16 protein-coding genes are annotated in these 15,171 nt (G+C 66.9%); 8 read left to right on the top strand and 8 right to left on the bottom strand.

Annotation, left to right across the window (positions count from 1 at the left end; genetic code table 11):
• Positions 1-198: 198 nt before the first annotated feature.
• The gene (locus FA89_RS18225) at positions 199-705 is read left to right on the top strand and encodes a C40 family peptidase (protein WP_051938949.1); all 507 of its coding nucleotides are present in this window, start codon (positions 199-201) and stop codon (positions 703-705) included.
• 126 nt (positions 706-831) lie between these two features.
• Positions 832-1,284: an organic hydroperoxide resistance protein gene (locus FA89_RS18230; RefSeq protein WP_036143022.1), complete on the top strand. Its 453-nt coding sequence runs from the start codon at positions 832-834 to the stop codon at positions 1,282-1,284.
• 82 nt (positions 1,285-1,366) lie between these two features.
• Here the strand turns inward: FA89_RS18230 and FA89_RS18235 are convergent, their stop codons facing one another.
• On the bottom strand, positions 1,367-1,855 hold the full coding sequence (locus FA89_RS18235) for an FKBP-type peptidyl-prolyl cis-trans isomerase (RefSeq protein WP_036144792.1): 489 nt from the start codon (positions 1,853-1,855) through the stop codon (positions 1,367-1,369).
• A gap of 31 nt (positions 1,856-1,886) precedes the next feature.
• Positions 1,887-3,143: an MFS transporter gene (locus FA89_RS18240; RefSeq protein ID WP_051938950.1), complete on the bottom strand. Its 1,257-nt coding sequence runs from the start codon at positions 3,141-3,143 to the stop codon at positions 1,887-1,889.
• A 218-nt stretch (positions 3,144-3,361) separates the two neighbouring features.
• On the opposite strand from FA89_RS18240, the gene FA89_RS18245 reads away from it, so the two are divergent.
• The 3 genes from FA89_RS18245 (at position 3,362) to FA89_RS18255 (ending at position 6,018) form a co-directional block, all read left to right on the top strand.
• Positions 3,362-3,661, top strand: a complete 300-nt coding sequence (locus FA89_RS18245; RefSeq protein ID WP_036143027.1) for an EF-hand domain-containing protein — start codon at positions 3,362-3,364, stop codon at positions 3,659-3,661.
• Positions 3,662-3,716: 55 nt separating this feature from the next.
• Positions 3,717-4,379 (top strand): class I SAM-dependent methyltransferase, encoded by a 663-nt coding sequence (locus tag FA89_RS18250; RefSeq protein WP_036143029.1) that lies wholly within the window; start codon positions 3,717-3,719, stop codon positions 4,377-4,379.
• Between the two features lie 229 nt (positions 4,380-4,608).
• Positions 4,609-6,018 carry a DEAD/DEAH box helicase gene (locus FA89_RS18255; RefSeq protein ID WP_036143031.1) on the top strand — a complete coding sequence of 470 codons (1,410 nt, stop codon included), beginning with the start codon at positions 4,609-4,611 and terminating at the stop codon, positions 6,016-6,018.
• 81 nt (positions 6,019-6,099) lie between these two features.
• On the opposite strand, the gene rimJ is transcribed toward FA89_RS18255, so the two are convergent.
• A complete protein-coding gene (rimJ, locus tag FA89_RS18260) occupies positions 6,100-6,654 on the bottom strand; it encodes a ribosomal protein S5-alanine N-acetyltransferase (RefSeq protein ID WP_036143033.1) in 555 nt (184 codons plus the stop codon).
• Positions 6,651-7,499 (bottom strand): S-formylglutathione hydrolase, encoded by an 849-nt coding sequence (gene fghA / locus FA89_RS18265; RefSeq protein WP_036143034.1) that lies wholly within the window; start codon positions 7,497-7,499, stop codon positions 6,651-6,653. The genes rimJ and fghA overlap by 4 nt, the downstream gene beginning before the upstream one ends.
• A 148-nt stretch (positions 7,500-7,647) precedes the next feature.
• On the opposite strand from fghA, the gene FA89_RS18270 reads away from it, so the two are divergent.
• Complete coding sequence (locus FA89_RS18270; RefSeq protein WP_036144797.1) at positions 7,648-9,549, top strand: DEAD/DEAH box helicase; 1,902 nt, start codon at positions 7,648-7,650, stop codon at positions 9,547-9,549.
• Between the two features lie 411 nt (positions 9,550-9,960).
• Here the strand turns inward: FA89_RS18270 and FA89_RS18275 are convergent, their stop codons facing one another.
• Positions 9,961-10,857, bottom strand: a complete 897-nt coding sequence (locus tag FA89_RS18275; RefSeq protein ID WP_036143035.1) for a LysR family transcriptional regulator — start codon at positions 10,855-10,857, stop codon at positions 9,961-9,963.
• Positions 10,858-10,942: 85 nt separating this feature from the next.
• Between FA89_RS18275 and FA89_RS18280 the strand changes: the two genes are divergently transcribed.
• Entirely contained in the window at positions 10,943-11,749 is an 807-nt protein-coding gene (locus FA89_RS18280; RefSeq protein ID WP_036143037.1) for an NAD(P)H-dependent oxidoreductase, read from the top strand.
• A 17-nt stretch (positions 11,750-11,766) separates the two neighbouring features.
• On the opposite strand, the gene FA89_RS18285 is transcribed toward FA89_RS18280, so the two are convergent.
• Positions 11,767-12,108, bottom strand: a complete 342-nt coding sequence (locus FA89_RS18285) for a YkgJ family cysteine cluster protein (RefSeq protein WP_036143039.1) — start codon at positions 12,106-12,108, stop codon at positions 11,767-11,769.
• Positions 12,109-12,118: 10 nt separating this feature from the next.
• Entirely contained in the window at positions 12,119-13,006 is an 888-nt protein-coding gene (gene ypfJ / locus FA89_RS18290; protein WP_036143041.1) for a KPN_02809 family neutral zinc metallopeptidase, read from the bottom strand.
• Between the two features lie 103 nt (positions 13,007-13,109).
• On the opposite strand from ypfJ, the gene FA89_RS18295 reads away from it, so the two are divergent.
• On the top strand, positions 13,110-13,544 hold the full coding sequence (locus FA89_RS18295) for an MAPEG family protein (RefSeq protein ID WP_051938952.1): 435 nt from the start codon (positions 13,110-13,112) through the stop codon (positions 13,542-13,544).
• Positions 13,545-13,550: 6 nt separating this feature from the next.
• On the opposite strand, the gene FA89_RS18300 is transcribed toward FA89_RS18295, so the two are convergent.
• Positions 13,551-15,125 carry a hemolysin family protein gene (locus tag FA89_RS18300; RefSeq protein WP_036143042.1) on the bottom strand — a complete coding sequence of 525 codons (1,575 nt, stop codon included), beginning with the start codon at positions 15,123-15,125 and terminating at the stop codon, positions 13,551-13,553.
• Positions 15,126-15,171: the final 46 nt, after the last annotated feature.

Below are 15,171 nucleotides of genomic sequence, written 5' to 3' on the forward strand. Positions count from 1 at the left end.
GCCGCCGGTGAAGATCGCGAGTGAGCGCCAGCCTGTCCGTGAGATAAATTCGTGCGGTTTGGCAGGTGTTCCGTGCAACCCCTTGATTTGTTAAGCTCATGTCCGCCTATCCTCCTAGGGGAACGATCCGTGGTGCCTGCCTTGCCCCCATCCTGTCGTCCGTGGCGCCTGTTCGGGCGGCTGACGCTAGCCGTGGGCATGAGCCTGATCGCTGCCTGCGGTAGCGCCCCGCCCAAGCGGTCCTCCTCGCAGCAGCGCAATCCCGCATCGGCCGTCCCGCTGGCAAAGAACCTGGAGTGGTCGACGCGAGCCGCGGATGCGCCACCCGCCGATGCCGCCAACGATGTGCTGTTCCGTGCCATCGGTCTGGTCGGCACGCCCTACCGCTGGGGCGGCAACACCCCCCAGGGCGGGTTCGATTGCAGCGGCCTGATCAATTACATCTACCTGACATCCACGGGGCTACGTTTGCCTCGTACATCGCAGGAGATGGCCGCGCTGGACAAGCCCAAGGTCGACGAATCCAGCCTGGCCAGTGGCGATCTGGTGTTCTTCGGGCGCGGCCACGTGACCCATGTGGGCGTGTATGTCGGCAAGGGCCGCTTCGTGCATGCGCCCAACTCCGGCGGCACCGTGCGCCTGGACGACCTGGACGGTTCGTACTGGAAGCAGAATTTCGTCTACGGACGGCGCGTCCTCAACTGAACGAAACACAACAGACCCGACATCGTCACGCCTTTTGAATTGTGCGCGATTTAATTGTGTGCTCTTATAAACGTCGTGGTCGGCCTGCCCGGCCCTCCCTCCCCTGACACGTCAAAGGACAACGCCATGAGCAACCTCTCGAAAGTGCAGAAGATCGTCTACACCGCCCATGCCAAGGTCGCCGGCGGCCGCGAAGGCCATGTCGAAAGCGACGATGGCCTGATCAAGCTCGACCTGCGCCTGCCGAAGGAAATGGGCGGCAACGGCGGCGGCAGCAACCCCGAGCAGCTCTTCGCCGCGGGCTACGCCGCATGCTTCGAAGGCGCCGTGCGCTTCGTCGCTGGACAGAAGAAGGTCAAGGTGGATGGCGCCTCGGTGGCCAGCAGCGTCGGTATCGGTCCACGTGAAGGTTCCGGCTTTGCCGTGCAGGTCAAGCTCGAGGTGACCCTGCCGGGCGTCGACGACGCCGTGGCCCAGGAGATCGTCAAAACCGCGCACGAAGATGTCTGCCCCTACTCGCACGCCACCCGCGGCAATGTGGACGTGGACGTGTCGGTCAACGGCAAAGCGCTGGCCTAAGCGTCAGCCCGGCGGCTCGATGGCCGGAAAACAAAACGGCGCCCCATGGGGCGCCGTTTTTTTATGCCTGTGCCCCGGGGGCTCAGTGCTCGCCATCACCCTTGGGGTGGGCGTGGCCATGGGCGATTTCTTCCTCCGTCGCGTCGCGCACGGTCTGCACGTCGACATGGAAGGTCAGGCTCTTGCCGGCCATGGGGTGGTTGAGGTCCACATCGACCACGCTGGAGCCGATCTTCTGCACCACCACCACGCGGTTGCCGCCTTCCTTCAGCGACAGCACCGTGGAATCGCCGACGGCCAGGCCCTTGCCCTGCTTCGGGAAATACTTCTTGGGCACGCGCTGGGTCATGCCTTCCTGGCGCGGACCGTAACCGTTCTCGGGCGAGATCTCGATATCGAACGCATCGCCTTCCGACTTGCCCTCGAGCCCGGCTTCCAGGCCCGGGATCAGCTGGCCATGGCCCAGCAGGATCCACAACGGCTCGCCGCCCTCGATCGAGCTTTCGACCTTCTCGCCGTCGACGGTAAGCGTGTAGTGGAACGAGATGACCTTGTCCTTGCCAGCCTGCATGTTGGTTTCTACCGGAGGAAAACGCGGCAGTTTACCGGCCGGGACGGCCGTCGTCACGCGGACCGACCTTGCCGCCGAAGCCGACGCCCCGTGCCTCGGGGCCCAGCCAGGTCAGCAGGGCCAGCAGCACCGCCACCACGGCGATCCAGGTGGACATGGCGAAGGCGAAGTCGCCACCCCGCTGTCCCGCCAGCCAGGTCTGCGCGGTCGCAGTGATGGCGGCCAGCAGGTTGCCCATCTGGTAGGCGAAGCCGGGCAAGGTGCCGCGAACGGCATCGGGCGACAGTTCGTTGAGGTGGGTGGGCACCACGCCCCAGGCCCCCTGGACCATCACCTGGATCAGGAAGGCGCCCAGGCCCAGCAGCAGCAACGAGCCGCCATAGGTCCATAGCGGGATCACCGGGATCGCCAGCACCGCCGCGATGATGATCGCCCGTCGCCGGCCGATCCGCTCCGACAGCGAACCGAAGGTCAGGCCACCCACCAGGGCACCCAGGTTGAGCAACGCGGTGAGCAGGAAAGCAGTGCCCGAGCCGGCGGGAATCTTCAGTGTCTCCTGCACGAAGGTGGGGTACATGTCCTGCGAGCCGTGGCTGAACATGTTGAACGCCGCCATCAGCAGCATGAGGTAGATGAACAGCTTCCAGTGGCCGCGCATGGCGGCGAAGACACCCTCGCGCGCTTGCGACCGGCGTCCCTCCCACACGGGGGATTCGGGCACCTTGCGGCGGATATACAGCACGAGGAACGCTGGCAGCGCGCCGACGATGAACAGGCCGCGCCAGCCGATGTGATCGACCAGCAGCCAGTTGACCAGCGCCGCAAGGAAAAATCCGCAGGGATAGCCACTCTGCAACAGGCCCGATACGAGACCTCGCGAGCGCGCCGGGATGGACTCCATGGCCAGCGACGCGCCGATGCCCCACTCCCCGCCCATGGCGATGCCGAAAAGGAAGCGCAGGCCCAGCAGGACGCCGAGGCTGGGCGCGAAGGCGCAGGCCACCTCCAGCACCGAGAACAGCACGATGTCGAACATCAGTACGGGGCGACGACCGTAGCGGTCCGCGAGCCGGCCGAAGACCAGCGCACCGATGGGCCGGGCGGCCAGCGTAAGGAACAGGCCATAGGTGACCTCCTGCTTGGGCACGTTGAACTCGTGTGCCACGGCCAGGATCACGAAGGTCAGCAGGAAGTAGTCGAAGGCGTCCAGGGTCCAGCCGAGGAAACTGGCCAGCACCGTATGGCGCTGGGTGGCGTCCAGTTCGCGGAGCGCGGCGGGAAGTGGCATCAGAATTTCCTCAAGACTCCGGGGCGGCGCCGAGGCTAGCACAGCGCATCGGATCGACAGGCAGGCCGGCGCCCTGCCCGCTAGACTGGCCGCGATGACCTGGGTGCGAGGTGCGGGCCGGAGCCGATGGTTTACCGGTGAAGTACACGACCTGCACATGCGCCGGGGCATCGTCCACTGCCCGCATCGGTCTCGATGCACCATCGACGGAGGGATTCATGAAGCACTCGCGTTTCATCGTTTCGATCGGCCTGGTCACGGCCCTGGCCGCCGGCGCCGTTTCCGCGCACCCCGCAGCCGCACCGCAGGCCGGCGACGACGCCCATGCGGCACCGGCCTTCAGCGACCTAGACAAGGACGGCAAGGGCTACATCACGCGCAAGGACATGCCCAAGGATGTCGAGGCCCTCAAGACCCTGCGCGCCCATATCCAGGAGGCCGACACCAACCATGACGGCAAGGTGGACAAAAGCGAGTACGAGGCCTACATGAGCAAGAGCCCGACGCCCCAGCACTAGCGCTTCCCGCCGGGCACCTCGCGTGCCCGGCGTTTTTTTCACGGACGGAGACGCCATGCATCCCGACACCCGGACCCGCCGCCGCATCGCCTCGCGCTTCAGCCGCTACGGCGACCGTATCTACATCCACGGCAAGCTGGCCAGCGATCCGGTATACGCCGCCGCCGCGCAGGCGATTCGCGGTCGGCCGCTGCCGTTGCTGGATATCGGCTGCGGGCTGGGCCTGCTGGGGCACTACCTGCACGCGTGCGATGTGCTCGAGGGTTACGTCGGCATCGACCACGATCCGCGCAAGATCGCCATGGGGCGCGAGGCCGCGGAGCGCGCCGGGCTGACCGCGAGCATCGCGCTGCACGAGGCGGACGCCACGGCCTCCCAGCCGCTGCGCGGGCACGTGGCCATGCTGGACGTGCTGCACTACCTGCCCCGTGAGCGCCAGGTCGACCTGCTCGGCTTCGCGGTGGACCACTTGGCCGACGACGGCGTGCTGATCCTGCGCAATGTCATCCGCGACGGCACCTGGCGCTACCGGGCCACGGTGCTGGAAGAGAAGTTCATCCATGCGGTCGGCTGGATTCCCGGCGGCGCGCAGTATTTCCCGACGGAATCGGATATCCGCGACGTGCTGGAGCCGCGCGGCATCCGGGTCGACTTCCGCCCGCTGTTCGGCCGCACGCCCTACAACAGCTACCTGATGACGGCCTCCCGCCAGGGTTGACCCGGGCGACGCCCATTGTGCGTCGCAATAAGGTATACTCACCCGGTCGAGAAGCGCTCCGACTCCCTTGCGGACCCCCGGCGCGGAGTTTTCTCCCGCCCGTTCCCCCACCCCCGGAAGCGCGCTCGACACCGGCCAGCCTGCTGTCTTCGTCATGGTTAGCGGCCGCCAATCCATAACTCGTAGCGCGGTTCCAGGGAACGCTCGAGTCAAGCAGGAGCTCCACCCCATGTCTTTTGATTCGCTGGGCCTTGCGCCCGCGTTGCTGCGTGCCCTTTCCGAAGCCGGCTACGAAAAACCGACGCCGATCCAGGCCGCCGCCATCCCGCAGGTCATCGCCGGCCACGACCTCATGGCCGCCGCGCAGACCGGCACCGGCAAGACCGCCGCGTTCGCCCTTCCCTTGCTGCAGCGCATCGCCAACGAAGTGCGCGGCGAGAAGGCGCGCCCCATCCGCGCGCTGATCCTCACCCCTACCCGTGAGCTGGCCGCCCAGGTGCAGGACAACCTGCGCGACTACGGCAAGTACTTGCCCCTTTCCAGCACCGTCATCTTCGGCGGCGTCGGCATGGGCAACCAGCTGCACGCGCTGCGTCGTGGCGTCGACATCGTGGTGGCCACGCCGGGCCGCCTGCTCGACCACATGCAGCAGCGTTCCGTGAACCTGTCCAAGGTCGACGTGCTGGTGCTGGACGAAGCCGACCGCATGCTCGACATGGGCTTCCTGCCCGCGTTGAAGCGCATCCTGGCCGCCGTGCCGAAGGAGCGCCAGACGCTGCTGTTCTCGGCCACGTTCGCGCCCGAGATCAAGGCCCTGGCCCAGCAGTTCATGCGCAACCCGCGCGAGATCTCCACCGAGCCGGCCAACACGGTCGCCAACACCGTCACGCACCGCGTGCATCCGGTGGACGCCGCCAAGAAGCGCGACCTGCTGCTACACATTCTGTCGCAGGACAGCCGCCGCCAGACCCTGGTGTTCAGCCGCACCAAGCACGGCGCCGACAAGCTCGTGCGCCACCTGGAGCAGTCGGGCATCAAGTCGGCAGCCATCCACGGCAACAAGAGCCAGAACGCCCGCACCCGCGCGCTGTCCGACTTCAAGACCAACCGCATCACCGTGCTGGTCGCCACGGACATCGCCGCACGCGGTATCGACATCGACCAGCTGCCGGTGGTGATCAACTTCGACCTGCCCATGGTCGCGGAAGACTACGTGCACCGCATCGGTCGTACCGGCCGCGCCGGCTCCACGGGTGAGGCCATTTCGCTGGTCAGCCATGACGAGTCCGGCCTGTTGCGCGACATCGGTCGCCTGCTCAAGTCCGACCTGGAAATCGTCAACGTGGCCGGTTACGAGCCCAGCACCCCGCTGCGCCTGGATGCCGGTGCACCGCGTCCGAAGCAGGGTGGCGGCCAGCAGCGCCAGCCGCGCGCACCGGGTTCCGGTGGCGGTGGTCAGGGTCGTGCCGCAAGCGGCAACGGCCAGTCGCGCCAGGGCGCCGGTGGCGGCAACGGTGGCGGTCGCCCGTCGTCGCATCGCCCGCATGGGCATTCGCCTGCCGGTACCGGTGAAAACACCGGCAACCACAAGCGTCGTCGCCAGGGTCGCGGTGGCCGTCCGGCCAGCAGCAACGCGTAAGCATCGCTGCCACGCTGCGGCGTGATCGATGGGCCGCCCGGGCAACTCGCCCGGGCGGCCCATCGTGTTTCAGGGCTGACGTCAGCCCTGGCTTCGTATCCTGGCGGTGAGGACATGGTCCTCCCACACGCCGTCGATCTTCAGGTAGCGCCGCGCGTAACCTTCCTTCTCGAAGCCCAGCCGCGCCAGCAATCGGCCACTGCGCTCGTTACGCGGCATGTGGTTGGCCATGATGCGATGGAAGTCCAGAGGGCCGAACCCGTAGCGGACCGCCGCATCCAGCGCTTCGAACATCAGCCCCTGCCCCTCGTATTTCCGCGCGATGCCGTAACCGAGGTGACAGGCCTGGAACACGCCACGCACCACATTGGCGAAGGTGAAGCTGCCGATCATGTCGGACGCATCCGGCGTGAGTATCGCGAACGGGTACCCGCGGTCGGCACGCGCCGCTTCCCCGCCAGCCTCGATGGCGGCGCGGCACGCGTCCATCGTGTAATGGGCGTCGCTGCGCAACGGTTCCCACGGTGCGAGGTGTTCGCGATTTTCCACGCGATAGGTGCGCAATAGCGCAGCATCCTCCACATCGAGCAATCGGATCACCGTGCGCGCGGTGCGCATCCGGATCGGCTCGTTCATGCGGACAAGGCTTTCGCATGGTGGCGCAGGTGATCCTCGACGAAACTCTGGATGAAGTAGTAACTGTGGTCGTAACCGGGGTGCATGCGCAGTTCGAGCTTCTGGCCCGCGTCTTCGCAAGCGGCTTCGAAACGCTGCGGCTGCAACTGGCCGACCAGGAAACCATCGGCCTCGCCCTGGTCGATCAGTATCCGACCGTCGAAGCGCGCGCCCGCGGTCACGAGCGCCGTGGCGTCGTACTTCGCCCAGGCCTTGCGATCGCCGCCCAGGTAGCGCGGAAAGGCCTTTTCACCCCACGGCACACTGGCCGGCGCGACGATGGGCGCGAACGCGGACACCGAGCGATATCGCCCGGGATTGCGCAGTGCGACCGTCAATGCACCATGCCCGCCCATCGAGTGGCCGAAGATGCCCTGACGGCCCATATCCAGGGCGAACCGCTCCGAAAGCACGCGCGGCAGTTCATCGACCACGTAGGTATACATGCGGAACCGCGAGGCCCACGGCTCTTCGGTAGCGTCGAGATAGAAGCCCGCGCCCTCACCGAACTCCCAGTCGCCGGTGGCACCGGGCAGACCCGTCTCACGCGGGCTGGTATCGGGCATGACCAGCGCGATGCCCAGTTCCGCGGCCACGCGCTGCGCACCGGCCTTGGTAGTAAACGTTTCCGCCGTGCAGGTCAGCCCCGCAAGAAAGTACAGGACCGGCACCGGCCCGTGTTCGGCGGCAGGAGGCAGGTAGACGGCGAAGCGCATGGGGCCGCCGCATGCGTCGGATATGTGGGAATAGAAGCCCTGGACGCCACCGAAGCACCGCTGTTCGGACACCGTTTCAACTGCCGACATGCCCTTCTCCTATCTGAAAGCTGACCGGGAAGTGTAACGCTGGCGTGACAAGTGGCCACACACCACAACGAACAGCGTCCATCGCTGCTACAATAACGCTACTGCCGGCGCGCGAATGTCGCCGTCGCGCCCCCTCTTCGAGGTCGCCATGTCATCCCCCGAAACAGACAACGCTCCGGCCCTGCCCGGTTTCAGCGCGCTCGCTCTCGACGCCAACGTCGTGCGCGCGCTGACCGAGGTAGGTTACGAGACCCCCTCTCCCATCCAGGCCGCCACCATCCCGGCCCTGCTCGAAGGCCGCGATGTCATCGGCCAGGCACAGACCGGTACCGGCAAGACGGCCGCGTTCGCGCTGCCCGTGCTATCGCGCCTGGACCTGCGCGCCGGCAACAAGCCGCAGGCGCTGGTGCTCGCCCCCACGCGCGAGTTGGCCATCCAGGTGGCCGAGGCGTTCCAGAAGTACGCTACCTACCTGCCCGGCTTCCAGGTGCTGCCGATTTACGGCGGTCAGAGCTACGGCCCGCAGCTGCAGGGCCTGAAGCGCGGCGCCCAGGTCCTGGTCGGTACGCCCGGTCGTGTCATCGACCACCTCGACAAGGGCACTCTGGATCTTTCCGCGCTGCGCTTCCTGGTGCTGGACGAAGCCGACGAAATGCTCCGCATGGGCTTCATCGACGATGTCGAAAAGCTCCTGCAGGCCACGCCGGAAGGTCGCCAGGTGGCACTGTTCTCCGCGACCATGCCGGCGCCCATCCGCCGCATCGCGCAGACCTACCTGAAAGACCCTGTCGAAGTCACGATCAAGAACAAGACCACCACCGCGGCCAACATCCGCCAGCGTTACTGGTGGGTCAGCGGCGTGCACAAGCTGGACGCGCTCACCCGCATCCTCGAGGCCGAGAGCTTCGACGCCATGATCGTCTTCGCCCGCACCAAGTCGGCGACGGAAGAACTCGCCAGCAAGCTGCAGGCGCGCGGTTTCGCCGCCGCGGCGATCAACGGCGACATCGCGCAGGCCCAGCGTGAGCGCGTGATCGACCAGCTGAAGACCGGCAAGCTCGATATCCTCATCGCCACCGACGTCGCCGCGCGCGGCCTCGATGTCGAACGGATCAGCCACGTGCTGAACTACGACATCCCGCACGACACCGAGTCGTACGTGCACCGCATCGGCCGCACCGGTCGTGCCGGTCGCAGCGGCGAGGCGATCCTGTTCGTCACGCCGCGCGAGAAGAACCTGCTCCGCCAGATCGAGCGCGCCACGCGCCAGCCGATCGAGCAGATGCAGTTGCCGACCATCGAGGCGGTGAACGACACGCGGGTCAACAAGTTCAACCAGAAGATCTCCGACACGCTGGCCACGGGCGACCTCGGCTTCTTCCAGCAGATGGTCGAGAAGTTCGAGCAGGAGCACAACGTGCCGGCGATCGAGATCGCCGCCGCGCTGGCCAAGATCGCCCAGGGCGACCAGCCACTGCTGCTCGAGCCGCCGGCCAAGCGCGAGTACACCGAGCGCCCGCCGCGTGATTTCGATCGCGAGCGTCCGCAGCGAGACTTCGACCGTGATCGCGGTCCGCGTGAAGGTGGTGGCAGTGACTTCAGCGACCGGCGCCCGGTCCGCGAAGGTATGCGCCAGCCGCGTCCGCACACCACGGAAGCGGGCAAGCGCACGTACCGCATTGAAGTGGGCCACGAGCACGGCGTGAAGCCCGGCAACATCGTCGGCGCCATCGCCAACGAGGGCGGCGTGGAAGCCAAGTTCATCGGCCGCGTCAGCATCCGCGACGATTACAGCCTGATCGACCTGCCGGACGGCATGCCCGCTGAGACCTTCACGCACCTGAAAAAGGTGTGGGTGGCTCAGCAGCAGCTGAAGATCGCCGAGTGGGACGGCAAGGAATCGCCGCAGAGCGGCAGCGGTGGCACCGGTGCCGGTGGCCCGGGCGGCGCATCGCGTCCGCCGTCGCGCGGCAACTTCCGCCCCTCGGGCAACCGCCCCAGCGGTGGCCCCAGCGGTGGCAAGCCGCCACGCAAGAAACGCGATTCCTGATCGATGTGAAGAGGCCCCGGAAACGGGGCCTTTTTTTGTTGCGGGTTTCTGTGTGGGCTCGCCTTCGGCATCGCGTTGGGCCTTGTGCGTTGGAGCAAGAGCCGGCGGGTACCACCCTCGTGGCCAGTAGCCGCAGGCGAGGGATTCGAACGGATCAGGCCCGAAGGGGGCCGGCCAGGACGGCCGGCCGTTTTCGCGAGACAGGATGTCGAGTCGAAAACCCCCGTTCGAAGCCCGACCCGGCCCGTAGGGCAATAAATAGACGGCCGCGCGTAGGAGCGCACGATGTGCGCGAACCAGATACACGGCAGCGCCAGCGGCCTTTCCTCAACGGGTCGCCGAAGGCGTGGCCCCGAGGGCGGCACCCGCCGGCTCCTGCTCCGCGGCCCGAGGCCAAACGCGATGCCGAACTCACACCGATCCAGCAATACGCTCCCGCAACCACTGATGCCCCGGATCGCGGTGGACCCGCTCGGGCCAGAGCATCAGCATGTCGAAGCCGGGCACATCCACGGGCGGCTCGACGACCCGAAGCATTGCGTTATCGCGTACCAGACGCGACGGCACCATCGCCACCAGGTCGGTACTCGCCAGCACGGCGCTCATGAACAGGAAATGCGGCACCGACAGGACGACACGACGGTGCATGCCACGCTCGGCCAGCACCGCGTCGGTCGCGCCCTGGAAGCCGCCCCCATCCGGCGACACGATCACCTGGTCGAGCTTGCAGAACTGCGCCAGCGTCGGGCACCGTTTCAGCTGGGGATGGTCGGCACGGCCCGCCAATACGTAGCGCTCGGTGAACAGCGGCCTGCAACGCAGGTCAGGCGAGGCTTCGCTGCCGATGAGGAAGGCAAGGTCGATGTCACCTTGCTCGGCCCGGCGGGCGACCTGCGCCGGCGCGCTCTGGGTCACGGCAAGCCGTATGGCCGGCGCGGTCGCGCGCAGTTCGGCCAGCGCGGGCAACAAAACGGTGAACTCGCTGTAGTCGAAGGCGGCGATACGCCAGGTCCGGTCGGACCGGGCCGGATCGAACGGGCGGGCCGGCGCCACGGCCTGTTCGAGCGCGGCCAGGGCCAGCCGGAGCGGCTCACGCAATTCGTCCGCGCGTGCGGTCGGCCGCATGCCGCGCGGGCCCGGTAACAGCAGGGGGTCGTCGAAAATCTCCCGCAATCGGGCGAGCTGCACGCTCACCGATGGTTGCGAGAGATGCAGGCGCGCGGCGGCACGGGTCACGCTGTGCTCGACCAGCAAGGCATCCAGCGTGACCAGCAGGTTCAGGTCCAGACGTCGCAAGGCATTGTTCATGGCAATACCTACGATAGCGTAAATTCATTTCCACTATGAGTGAACGGCCTTCAGTCTTTCCTGCTTCAGCGAAGGAATCCCGACCATGAAAGTCCTGCTCGTCCATGCACACCCCGAACCCACCTCCGCGACGCACCAGCTGGCCGACATCTCGCACGAGGTACTGCAAGCGCGGGGGCACGAGGTGATGCGATCCGATCTGTATGCCATGGGATGGAAGGCCGTCTTCGACGCGCAGGACTTTCCCGAGCGAGTGCAGCGGGATCGGCTTTCCTTCATCGACGAGTCGCGGCATGCGTTCGCGCAGGCGTGCCAGACGGCCGACGTGCAAGCCGAGCAACACAAGCTGCAGGAAGCCGATGCGGTGATCCTGCACTTTCCGCTGTGGTGGTTCAGCATGCCGGCGATCATGAAGGGCTGGGTGGATCGGGTGTGGGCCTACGGGCTCGCGTATGGCTATCGGGAGGCCGGCAACGCTTTCCGATACGGCGATGGCGGCTTTGCCGGCAAGCGTGCGCTGCTGGCCGTCGCCGTGGGCGGCCCGGCGATCGACTACTCCCCTCGCGGTATCAATGGTCCGCTGGACCAGCTGCTCTTTCCCATTACCCACGGGACACTGTTTTTCCCGGGGATGCAGGTATTGCCCACGTTCGCCGTCTACGGCGCCGCCGCCATCGACGCCGCGGCGATGGCCGAAGCCGCTGCGGCATGGCGCAGGCGGGTGGAGGGGCTATTCGACGACGCACCTATCGCCTTTCGTACCCAGAACGGTGGCGACTACCCGGACCGTCATGTACTGGCCGATCATCTCGTGCCGGATCGCACGGGGCTGATGGCGCACGTGGCCGAAACACCCGCGGAGACGGAGGGAAAAGCCTCGGTCGACCGTTGAGGTGCACCGTTGACGCGCTACGCGAAATCCGCAGGCGTCAACGGCACCATCCCGTGCTTCAGCCTTGCCTTGTCGCACTGCGGGCTAGGCTGTCCGTTTTCCCAAGCGGGCTGCAGGTCGTGACACGGGGAGGGACGGACAGCGTAGATACCGCAATGGGCCGCCACGCCCACCTCGCCGACCAGCGACCGGCACCGTGGCTCGTATGCATTGGTGCCGTGCATGTTCACCCTGTGCGGATCGAGGTGCTCCGTCAGCGCCGACGGCACGATGCCGCCGGCAAGGTCGGTTTCCATCCAGTGGAACGCCACGCGATACGTGGCGCAGCACGCGCCGCAGCGCAGGCAGGGATGCGTCATGCGGAGGCGGTCAGAGCGGGCCGGCGAACGTGTCGCACTGGGCCATATCGCCCGAGGCCAGGCCGGTCTTGAACCAGTGCACGCGCTGCGCGGAGGTGCCATGGGTGAACGAATCGGGCACGACGCGACCCTGCGCCTGTTCCTGCAAGGTGTCGTCGCCGATGGCGGTGGCCGCGTTGATCGCCGACTCGATATCGCCGGCCTGCAACCACTTCTGCCGCTGATCGGAATGATTGGCCCAGACGCCGGCGTAGCAGTCGGCCTGGAGCTCCTGACGCACCGACAGACCGGTGGCGCCTTCCACCGCGGCGCCACGACGCTTGGCGCCGTCGACCTTGTCGAACACGCCGGTCAGGTTCTGCACGTGGTGGCCGACCTCGTGCGCGATGACGTAGGCACGGGCGAAGTCGCCTGTCTCATGGAACCGCTGCTGCATGGTCTGGAAGAAACCGAGGTCGAGATACACCTTGTGATCGGACGGGCAGTAGAACGGGCCGACCGCGGACGAGGCGGAACCGCAGGCCGTGCGCACGCCGTCGCGGAACAGGACCAGCGTGGGCCGCTCGTACTGCTGTCCCTTCGCGGCGAAGATCGCCCCCCAGGTGTCCTCCGTCTCGCCCAGGATGGCGCGCACGAAGTCCTTCTGCGGATCGGCGGAGGCCGCGGCGTCATCCACCGGTTGCGCCGACTGCTGCTGCGTCTGCTGTCCGGAGGTCGCGCCCGGATCGCCCTGCCCACCCAGGAGCGCGGTGGGGTCCTTGAAGAACACCATGCCGATGATGGCCAGCAGGATGATGCCGCCGATGCCCAGGCCCCGGCCGCCGAAGCCGCCACCGCCGCCGCTGCCGCGACCGGCGTCTTCCACGTTGTCGCTTCTACGACCTTTTTGCCAAAGCATGCGGTGTCTCCTCCCATGGGGCGCCTCCAGCGAGACGCGGTCGGCATGATCGCATGGACGGTTGCCGGTAGACTCGCAGGTCATTCAGCCTACGGATCGCTTCATGACCAGCCAGCTACCCGCCGTCGTCACCCTGCTCACCCTGCTGCTCATGTTCTACACGGTATGGACGGTAGGCCATGCACGCAAACGCTATGGCATCAAGGCGCCGTCCATTTCGGGCGATCCCGCGTTCGAGCGCGCCTGGCGCGTGCAGATGAACACGCTGGAGAACGCTGTGATGTTCATCCCGGCGCTGTGGCTGGCGGCCCAGTACGTGGATCCGCTGTGGGCCGGCATCGCCGGTATCGTCTGGCTGGTCGGGCGCGTGTGGTACGCGGTGGCCTATGTGCGCGACGCCTCGCGCCGCGGCCCGGGCTACCTCGTGTCGATGATCGCCTGGGCGGCACTCATGCTGATGGCCGCCGGCGGCATGGGCATGGCCATCATGGAGAACAACGCGTCGCCGCCGGTGGACGACGCCGCCGCGGCGGGCTGAGGCCTCTCAGGCCTCGTCCCGCGGCAGCGACAGCACGCGCACGCGCTGGATGCGGGCGCCGTCCATGGCGGTCACCTCGAAGTCGAAACCATCGACATCGAAGCGATCGCCTGCCGCTGGCAGGCGGCCCAGCTGGGACAGCACGAAGCCCGCCAGCGTGGAGAAATTGCCGTCGGCCGAGCCCGGCAGGCGGTGGCCCAGCAGGTGCTCCACGCGGCGTACATCCAGGCTGGCGTCCAGCAACCAGGCGCCGTCGGGCTCGCTGACCGCCGAGGGGTCGCCTTCGCGGCTCTCGTCGGGGAATTCGCCGGCGATCACTTCCAGCACGTCGGCGGGGGTGACCAGGCCGAGGATGCTGCCGTATTCGTCCACCACCAGTGCCATCTGCAGCGGCGCGCGGCGGAACTCGTCGATCAGGCGCAGCACGCTCAGCGATTCCAGCACCGTGATCGGCTTGCGCACGAAGTGCGAGGTTTCCAGGCGGCCGTGATCGGCCAGGCTGGCCAGCAGGTCGCGTGAGGACACCACGCCCACCAGTTGGTCGAGGTCGCCCTCGGCTACCAGCATCCAGTGGTGCGCCGACTCGCGTGCTTCCGTCAGCAGCGTGGTCAGGTCCTCGCCGGGGTCCACCCAGACGATCTCCGTGCGCGGCGTCATGATGGAGCGCACCGGACGCTGGGAGAGGTCGAGCACGCCCTGCACCATCTCCAGCTCGTCCTTGCCGAACACCGGCGTGTCCGCGGCTTCGACGCCGGTGTCGTTCTTGCCGTTGTCCGGCTCGTCGTCGGAGCGGCCGCCGAGCAGGCGCAGCACGGCCTTGGCGGTGCGGTCGCGCATGGCGCGGCCGCCGACCAGCAGCGAGCGGTGGCGGTTGCGCCGCATCGTCTGGTTGAACACCTCGATCATGATCGAGAAGCCGATGGCCGCGTACAGGTAGCCCTTGGGTATGTGGAAGCCGAAGCCCTCGGCGATGAGGCTGAAGCCGATCATCAACAGGAAGGACAGGCAGAGGATCACCACCGTCGGACGCGCATTGACGAACGCGGTCAGCGGCTTGCTGGCGGTGATCATCAGGGCCATGGCCACCACCACGCCGACCATCATGATCGACAGGTGATCCACCATGCCCACGGCGGTGATCACCGAATCCAGCGAGAAAACCGCGTCGAGGATGACGATCTGCGCCACCACCAGCCAGAAGCTGGCGCGACGACCGGACTTGCCACCGTCGTCGTCGTCGGCCTCCAGGCGCTCGTGCAGCTCCAGCGTGGCCTTGAACAACAGGAAGCCGCCGCCGATCACCAGGATCAGGTCGCGCCAGGACAGGCCGAAGCCGTTCCAGTTGAACAGGGGCGTCGTCAGCGTCACCAGCCAGGACATGGCGGCCAGCAGGCACAGGCGCATGACCAGCGCGAGGCCCAGGCCCATCAGCCGCGCGTGGTCGCGCTGGCGGGCGGGAAGCTTGTCGGCGAGGATCGCGACAAAGACGAGGTTGTCGATACCGAGCACGATCTCCAGCACGATCAACGTGAGAAGACCCGCCCAGGCCGAAGGGTCGGCAAGCCAGTCGAATGCGAACATGGGTCGGCGCGGCGAAGCGCCCGGTTTCCTCCTGAAGGGACGAAAT

This window comes from Luteibacter sp. 9135 (assembly GCF_000745005.1).
Classification (GTDB): Bacteria; Pseudomonadota; Gammaproteobacteria; order Xanthomonadales; family Rhodanobacteraceae; genus Luteibacter.